This window comes from bacterium (assembly GCA_040756715.1).
Classification (GTDB): Bacteria; UBA9089; UBA9088; order UBA9088; family UBA9088; genus JBFLYE01.
Genome location: JBFLYE010000173.1, coordinates 1 through 6,993 on the forward strand (window position 1 = coordinate 1; position 6,993 = coordinate 6,993).

At 38.3% G+C, this 6,993-nt stretch carries 11 protein-coding genes and 1 pseudogene; 9 read left to right on the top strand and 3 right to left on the bottom strand.

The window, feature by feature from the left end:
• Window positions 1-14 precede the first annotated feature (14 nt).
• The 9 genes from AB1397_06380 to nuoD all read left to right on the top strand — a co-directional run bounded on the left by AB1397_06380 (window position 15) and on the right by nuoD (window position 5,855).
• Entirely contained in the window at window positions 15-1,520 is a 1,506-nt protein-coding gene (locus AB1397_06380) for a hypothetical protein (protein ID MEW6482605.1), read from the top strand.
• Between the two features lie 66 nt (window positions 1,521-1,586).
• Complete coding sequence (locus AB1397_06385; protein MEW6482606.1) at window positions 1,587-2,594, top strand: hypothetical protein; 1,008 nt, start codon at window positions 1,587-1,589, stop codon at window positions 2,592-2,594.
• 11 nt (window positions 2,595-2,605) lie between these two features.
• Window positions 2,606-2,899 carry an HU family DNA-binding protein gene (locus AB1397_06390; protein MEW6482607.1) on the top strand — a complete coding sequence of 98 codons (294 nt, stop codon included), beginning with the start codon at window positions 2,606-2,608 and terminating at the stop codon, window positions 2,897-2,899.
• On the top strand, window positions 2,877-3,068 hold the full coding sequence (locus AB1397_06395; protein MEW6482608.1) for a hypothetical protein: 192 nt from the start codon (window positions 2,877-2,879) through the stop codon (window positions 3,066-3,068). Before AB1397_06390 ends, AB1397_06395 begins: the two co-directional genes overlap by 23 nt.
• Window positions 3,065-3,427, top strand: a complete 363-nt coding sequence (locus AB1397_06400; GenBank protein MEW6482609.1) for an NADH-quinone oxidoreductase subunit A — start codon at window positions 3,065-3,067, stop codon at window positions 3,425-3,427. The genes AB1397_06395 and AB1397_06400 overlap by 4 nt, the downstream gene beginning before the upstream one ends.
• Window positions 3,418-3,735 carry a hypothetical protein gene (locus AB1397_06405; protein MEW6482610.1) on the top strand — a complete coding sequence of 106 codons (318 nt, stop codon included), beginning with the start codon at window positions 3,418-3,420 and terminating at the stop codon, window positions 3,733-3,735. The genes AB1397_06400 and AB1397_06405 overlap by 10 nt, the downstream gene beginning before the upstream one ends.
• Entirely contained in the window at window positions 3,732-4,235 is a 504-nt protein-coding gene (locus AB1397_06410; GenBank protein MEW6482611.1) for an NADH-quinone oxidoreductase subunit B family protein, read from the top strand. The genes AB1397_06405 and AB1397_06410 overlap by 4 nt, the downstream gene beginning before the upstream one ends.
• Window positions 4,232-4,687 (top strand): NADH-quinone oxidoreductase subunit C, encoded by a 456-nt coding sequence (locus tag AB1397_06415; GenBank protein ID MEW6482612.1) that lies wholly within the window; start codon window positions 4,232-4,234, stop codon window positions 4,685-4,687. The genes AB1397_06410 and AB1397_06415 overlap by 4 nt, the downstream gene beginning before the upstream one ends.
• Window positions 4,680-5,855 carry an NADH dehydrogenase (quinone) subunit D gene (gene nuoD / locus AB1397_06420; protein MEW6482613.1) on the top strand — a complete coding sequence of 392 codons (1,176 nt, stop codon included), beginning with the start codon at window positions 4,680-4,682 and terminating at the stop codon, window positions 5,853-5,855. Before AB1397_06415 ends, nuoD begins: the two co-directional genes overlap by 8 nt.
• A gap of 3 nt (window positions 5,856-5,858) precedes the next feature.
• On the opposite strand, the pseudogene AB1397_06425 reads toward nuoD, so the two are convergent.
• The 3 genes and pseudogenes from AB1397_06425 to AB1397_06435 all read right to left on the bottom strand — a co-directional run bounded on the left by AB1397_06425 (window position 5,859) and on the right by AB1397_06435 (window position 6,911).
• A pseudogene (locus AB1397_06425) lies at window positions 5,859-6,011 on the bottom strand (acetylglutamate kinase).
• Window positions 6,012-6,031: 20 nt separating this feature from the next.
• A complete protein-coding gene (locus tag AB1397_06430; GenBank protein MEW6482614.1) occupies window positions 6,032-6,340 on the bottom strand; it encodes a hypothetical protein in 309 nt (102 codons plus the stop codon).
• A gap of 190 nt (window positions 6,341-6,530) precedes the next feature.
• Window positions 6,531-6,911, bottom strand: coding sequence for a hypothetical protein (locus AB1397_06435; GenBank protein MEW6482615.1), 381 nt, complete (start codon window positions 6,909-6,911; stop codon window positions 6,531-6,533).
• Window positions 6,912-6,993 lie beyond the last annotated feature (82 nt).

Sequence of the window (6,993 nt, forward strand, 5' to 3'; positions counted from 1 at the left end):
TTTAGGAGGAAGAAATGAAGAGAATTTTTCTTGGTTTGATGGTCAGCGGGGTTGTTTTTGGGCAACCAGACCATAGGCTTTCCATAAATGGAAACCTTGGGTTTGAGGTAAGATACATAGACATCACCAAGGATGTTGATGAATATCCAAAGGATTTTTCATATACCGTGGAATTATCAGGGGTTGGAAAGCTTGATAAAAATGATGTGGGAGGGATTTTGAATTTTAGCTATGACAAGCTTAATAAGACAGATGTCCAGAATGCCTATCTTAGCCTTGACCTTCCATCAGGAAAGCTTGAGGGAGGCGATGTTTTATTAGACATTTCTGATTTTACAATAAAAAACAGCACAATTCGTGGTGTAAAGGGAGATTTTGAAGATAAAGGGGTATTGTTTGCTTATGGTGTATCAAAAGAGAAAAAAGAAGAGGGTTCAACTACATCTGGGCAATATCGCCAGTGGCTTGGTATAGCAAGGGTTTCTTCGGTTTTTAGAGATAACACTTGGGGAATAACATACATTCAAGCAGAGGATGACCCTGCCTCAGTTGCTCTTTCTAATACAAAGCCTATAATAAATAAGGTTTTTGAAGGTGATATTGTTATTCCTTTATCAAGAGCCCTCTCTTTTAAATCAAACCTTGCATTTTCTGAGTATGATAAGGATAAAAGCAATAGAGAGGAGCTTTATAAAAACAAGGCATTTTTAAGTGGATTTTCTCTTAATTTTAGCAAGTTTTTCTTTGAAGGGATATACCAATATATTGAGCCAAATTTTTATACAGCAGGAAATACAGGGTGTGATGTTAATTGGGAAGGAATTAAACTTAACACAAAATACATTCCATCTGATAAACCTGTTGAATTTAATGTGAATATAAAATCTTACGATGATAACCCAAGTGATAGGGAAGTAAATACAACAAAAACAAGGATTTATGAGATAAAATCAGAGATTACACCAAGGCAATTTCCCGATGTATCTATTGATTACAAAAATACGAAGGAAAAAGATAATACAATTTCTCCTTTAAGGATAGCAAATGAGTTTTCCTTCGGCATTTCTTGTGGCATAAAAGATATAGACACATCATTTAATTATAGCAGAAGCTCCTCTGATAATAAAAAAGACAATGAATACGATTCCCTGCTTTCCTCTTATTCTTTAAATGCATCTGGGCCATTAACAAAAAAGGTCTCCTTTTCTTCCTCCATTTCTTTCATCACATCTGAGGCAGGAGCAGGGGCTCAAAAGACAGAGCAGGATTCAAATTTTTATCTTTTATCCGCAAGCTTTCAACCCACCCAATCTTTAAGGATAATCCCCTCTTATGATTATTCAAAGACAAAGGAAAAAATAGGAACAATTTTAGAAGAAAATATCACATCCTTTTCCTTTGCTTATTCCCTTTCTGTAAAATATCAGATAAATATGGAATATAAAAATATAGACCATAAAGAAAAGGATAATGATTATAAGGGAGATTCTGTGGGAATTAAAATGTCATGCCTTTTTTAAATTTCCCTTTACAATTTAAAATCTAGTAATTTAAAATTTACAATTATGTTTTAGGAGGTAAATAGAATGAAGAAATTTTTATTTCTTTTAAGCTTGCTTTCAATGAAAGTATGGGCTGAATTTGGGACACCGACCAATATTACTAATATGGTTGAGATCCTACAGAAGAAGGTAGAAGCTGCCTGGGCAGCTGAGGCAAGGGCTGTAGCCATTGCAGAGGAGGCAAGGATTGCTGAGGCTGAGATGGTAGCTGATGCCCTAGCCGCTGAGGAGGCTTTAAAAGAAGCAGAGGCTTTGGCTAGGGTAACTCTGGCAGATAAGGATTATGCAGAAGCCAAGGCAAAGTCAGCTGAGGCAGCGGCAAAGGCAGCATTAGCATCAGCCGATGCAGCAAAGGCAGCACAAGCATCTGCTTATGCAGCCCTTGAGGATGCAAAGGCTACAGAAGCAAGGGTGCAGGCTGAGCTTAATGTAGCTAAAGAGGAATTGCTCTTTGTAAGGAAAAAGAGGGAAGAGGCGATCAGGCTGGCAAAGGAATTTTATTTGCTGGGTCAAAAGGCATTGACTGATGGAAATGTTGTATCTGCGGTAGAATTTGGGAAAAGGGCATCTTCCCAGATAGAAATGGCAAATAAGGCAAAGGATGAAGAATTGGCAAAGGAGCTTGCCTTGAAGGAAACAGAGAGGAGGCTTAATGCCGTAATTGAGGGTGTTAAGGCAAATTTAGAGAGGCAAAAAACAGCTGTTATAATGGCAAAGGAGCAGGAGTCCCGTGCGATTATGGAGGCAGAGGCAGCAAAAATAGCCGCAAGGAGGGCAGAGGAGACATTTGAAGTATCAAAGGCTACAGAGCTTAAGGTAAGGGCATTGGCAGAGGCAGCAGCTGAGGCATTTAAGTGGGCAAAGGCAAAGAGCGAGATTACAAAGCAAGCCCAAGCAAAGGCATTAGCTGAGGCAGAAGCAGCAAGATTTGCAGAAGAGGCAGCAAGGCTAGCCGCAAAGCAGGCAGAGGAAGAAAGAAAGAAGGCAGAGGAGGTATTAAAGGAGGCAGAAAAGGCGATAAAAGGATTTTGAATTTAGGATTTATGAAGCTGACAAGGAAGGATTTGGTTGTAAAAATAGCAGAGGAGATAAATGTTCCTCAAAAAACTATTAAGGAGATTATAGAAAACCTTTTTCTCAAAATTTCCGATAACCTATCAGAGGGAGGAAATGTTGAATTTAGGGGATTTGGGGTGTTTAAAACAAAAGAGAGGAAGAAAAGGCTGGGAAGAAACCCAAAGACAGGCAAGGCTGTTTCTATTCCAGAAAAAAGGGTTGTAGTTTTTAAGCCCGGAAATATTTTAAAGAAAAAAATTGAGAACAGAAGACCTTTATAACAATCAAAATAAAAGAAGCAGATTCCTCTGTGATGTTTGTGGCTATGAGTGGACGGTAAGGCACAAAGAGGATCTTTTAAGGAAAAATTTATCACTAGAGGATGACCTTTCAGAAGACAATCCAACAAAATGCCCTTCCTGCGGAAATTCATACATCTCTGAGCTATGAATGATTACATTTGGGTTCTCTTTTTTCTCTTAGTTGGTCTTGTATTTGGAGGAGGGGCTCTTTTTCTAAATTGGTTTTTAAAGCCAAAAAGAAAGGATAAAAGAGGATTTTCTTCCTATGAGTGTGGAGAAAAGCCTATTGGCTCTGCTTATATCCAATACAATACAAAATATTACCTCTATGGTCTTATATTCCTTATCTTTGATGTAGAGGTTGTCTTTATCCTTCCCTGGGCTTGTATCTTTCGGGATTCTCAAATTTCACCACTTATTTTGCTTATTGAAATGGTAATTTTTATCGCTATTCTTTTAATTGGCTTGATATACGCAGGGTTTAAAGGGGCATTGAAATGGGAGTAAAAGAGCTTACAGAGGCATTTAGAAAGGCAATGGTTGATGTCCTGGTGCCAGAGCTAAGGGAGTTTAGGCAGGAGATGAGTCTGCGGTTTGAGGAAGTAAATAAAAGGTTTGAGGAATTATACAGGGAAATGGATGGAAGGTTTATTGAGGTTCATAAGGAGATAAGCCTTGTAAAAGGGGAGATAAGTGCAACAAATAAAATCTTGGAAAGAATTTGGGATAGATTAGACCTTGCTGAAAGGGTAGCTAAATTAGAGGATAGGACAGAGCTTATTCTGCACGATTTAGAAATAATAAGAACAAGATGAGCATTCTTTCTGACAAAATATTACCACCGGTTATTAAGATGCCTGGGGGAGGCATTATTGTTTCATCCCTAGAGGCCATTCTTAACTGGGGAAGGGGTTCATCTTTATGGCCTATGACATTTGGCTTGGCTTGTTGTGCTATTGAAATGATGGCAACCGGGGCATCGCATTATGACTTTGATAGATTTGGCTCTGGTGTATTTAGACCCTCTCCCAGGCAGGCAGACCTTATGATTGTTGCCGGCACAGTTACAAAGAAAATGGCAGATAGGCTTAAACTCCTTTATGAACAAATGCCATTTCCAAAATATGTTATTGCGATGGGCTCTTGTGCCATATCAGGCGGCGTCTTTAATACCTATTCCGTTGTTCAGGGCGTTGATAAGATAATTCCGGTTGATGTTTATGTTCCTGGTTGCCCACCCAGACCAGAGGGGCTTTTATATGGGCTGTTAAAGCTTCAGGAAAAAGTTAAAAAGGAACCCCTTATTAAAAGATGAGTCTACAGGAGGTTATAAAAGAAAGATTTCCAAGTGCACATTTTGAAGAAAATTGTAAAGACCTTACATTCAGGATAGAAAAAAACATTCTCCTTGAATTTATGGATTTTCTTTACAAGGAGCTCTCCTTTTCATTCCTTACAGATATTTGCGGCGTTGATTATCCAAAAAGGGAAAAGAGGTTTGATGTTGTCTATCACCTATATTCCATTGAAGAAAACAGAAGGATTTGTGTAAAGGTAGGTATTTCAGAAAACGAAGAGGTAGAATCCGTCTCGTGCATATGGAAGGGAGCAAACTGGCAGGAAAGGGAGGTATTTGACCTTTTTGGGATAAGGTTTTTGAATCATCCAGACCTAAAGAGAATCCTCCTTCCCGATGAATGGGAAGGTCATCCTTTAAGGAAGGATTATCCATTGGAAATTGCAAATTTTAAATTGAAAGATGAATAAAGTTCACGAAATGCTTATCAATATGGGTCCCCAGCACCCCGCTACCCATGGGGTCTTAAGGGTTCTCCTTACCCTTGATGGCGAAAGGATTGTCTATCCAGAAGCCCATATTGGCTATCTTCACAGAGGGATTGAAAAGCTTGCTGAGGAAAAGAGATATGCTCAATTCCTTCCCATAACCGATAGGCTTGATTATCTATCCGCACCCTTAAATAACCTTGCATATTGCTTAGCGGTTGAAAAGCTTGCGGGAATTACCGTACCAAAGAGGGCAGATTATATTAGAATGATATTGGCTGAGCTTTCCAGGATTGCCTCACACCTTGTCTGGCTTGGAACATCTGCCTTAGACCTTGGTGCATTTACCCCATTCCTCTATACATTCAGGGAGAGGGAGATTATCCTTGATATATTTGAGGATTATTGCGGGGCAAGGCTTACCACATCCTGCATAAGAATTGGAGGCGTTCCTTTTGATTTTGATGATAAGCTCATTGAAAAAATAAAGGATTTTATAAAAATATTTCCCAAGAAGATAGATGAGTATGAGGGGCTTCTTACAAAAAACCCTATATTTCTTAAAAGAACACAAAATGTTGGGATAATTCCAAAGGATGTGGCAATAAACTATGGCCTTTCTGGACCATCCCTGCGTGGAAGCGGCGTTTGTTTTGATATAAGAAAGCAAGAGCCATATTGTGCTTACAATGAGGTTGATTTTATTGTTCCCACCGGAAGGGGTATTGGCGATGTCTATGACCGGTATCTGGTAAGGGTTTTTGAGATGAAAGAGGCAACCCATATTATCAAACAGGCAATTAACAACCTCCCTGAGGGTAAAATCCTTGCCGATATTCCAAAGATAGTCCCACCCCCTAAAGAGAGGGTAAAAAATGAGATTGAGGCTTTAATTCATCACTTTATCCTGATGGAAAGAGGGTTTGAGATTCCTAAGGGAGAGGCTTACAGAAGCATTGAATCCTCAAAGGGAGAGCTTGGGTTTTATATCATTTCAGATGGCTCTAATATACCTTATAGATTAAAGATAAGGGCACCCTCCTTTGTCAATATTTCCTGCCTTCCTTCCATTGGAAAGGGGGCAATGATGGCTGATATGGTTGCCATCATTGGAAGCCTTGATATTGTCTTAGGCGAGATAGATAGATAGCCTCTATTGCATTATTTGTATTCCGATACCAGAATCTGTAAATAGCTCAAGGAGGATTGAGTGCTTTATTCTTCCATCAATGATATGTGCCTTCATTACGCCATTTTCAATTGCATCTTGAGCTAACCTTACCTTCGGAATCATTCCAGAGCTTATCTTTTTTCTTCATTTTTTCTCTAATGCTTTTTAAGTTCAAGCATTGCCTTTTCGTAGAAACCTATCTTTTCATAAACTGAGGATAACAATTGATAGCCCTGTTTGTCTTCCGGAGAAAGTTTTATCAATTCTTGGTAGCACTTAATTGCTTCCATATATGCCTCTTCTTTTTCCCAAAGCATACCCATTATTATATAAAAATCTTCTTTATTTAATCTTTCTTTAATCCCCTTTTCTATCTCGTTGAGGGTAATTAAAACCCTCTCTGGCAATATGATAAAGCTTGCATATTCAGAGATAAATTCCTCTTCATTAATAATTGCTTTCACAAACCAGCGATAAACTCTTTCAGGAACTAAACCTTCTTTATCCCTTGGATAGGAAGTAGAGGTTCTTTTTATCTTATCCCTCCATATCTCTTTTTGCTCATCCTCTAAAATTATCTCATAGACTACACCCTTTCCTAAATCTTCCCATTCAAAGATGGGATAGGCTTCTTTTATCTTACTAAACCTTGGGTTAATAAGGGTAATTGGAATTTTTCCTCTTTATGCCTCCAACCTCAAAGATAGATTCCTTTGGTTTGGATTTGAGTAGCTCCTGAAGATTTTTGAATATCTTACCTAAACCTATGTCTTTTTCTTTCATTGATGGCTTAATAACATATCTCTCATTTCCTTTAAGGGATTTTACCTCACCTGTTGGGAGAAGGATTCTTGCCTCTCCTTTCTTCCCTGTCTTTATCATTACTTCCTCTTTAAGCACCATCAAAATTTCTCCCTTCTTCCACTTTCTTCCTTCCTTTATCAAAACCTCTCCCTTAATATTAGTGATAATTGCCTTTGTTTCCTTATCAGCAGAGGCTTGATTAACTAATACCCCGATTATAGTATCTTCCATTACTTAGTGCAAAAATAGTATTTAAGAAATTTTGAATTCTAAATTTTGAATTTTGAATTGAAAAAGGTTAAGTTTTATAAAA

What these genes read in the sequence shown, in the direction of transcription:
- AB1397_06415 (MEW6482612.1), top strand. Translation starts at nt 4,232, where the DNA reads ATGAGTCTACAGGAGGTTATAAAAGAAAGATTTCCAAGTGCACATTTT.
- AB1397_06410 (MEW6482611.1), top strand. Translation starts at nt 3,732, where the DNA reads ATGAGCATTCTTTCTGACAAAATATTACCACCGGTTATTAAGATGCCT.
- AB1397_06400 (MEW6482609.1), top strand. Translation starts at nt 3,065, where the DNA reads ATGAATGATTACATTTGGGTTCTCTTTTTTCTCTTAGTTGGTCTTGTA.
- AB1397_06405 (MEW6482610.1), top strand. Translation starts at nt 3,418, where the DNA reads ATGGGAGTAAAAGAGCTTACAGAGGCATTTAGAAAGGCAATGGTTGAT.
- AB1397_06385 (MEW6482606.1), top strand. Translation starts at nt 1,587, where the DNA reads ATGAAGAAATTTTTATTTCTTTTAAGCTTGCTTTCAATGAAAGTATGG.
- AB1397_06380 (MEW6482605.1), top strand. Translation starts at nt 15, where the DNA reads ATGAAGAGAATTTTTCTTGGTTTGATGGTCAGCGGGGTTGTTTTTGGG.
- AB1397_06390 (MEW6482607.1), top strand. Translation starts at nt 2,606, where the DNA reads ATGAAGCTGACAAGGAAGGATTTGGTTGTAAAAATAGCAGAGGAGATA.
- AB1397_06435 (MEW6482615.1), bottom strand. Translation starts at nt 6,911, where the DNA reads ATGGAAGATACTATAATCGGGGTATTAGTTAATCAAGCCTCTGCTGAT.
- nuoD (MEW6482613.1), top strand. Translation starts at nt 4,680, where the DNA reads ATGAATAAAGTTCACGAAATGCTTATCAATATGGGTCCCCAGCACCCC.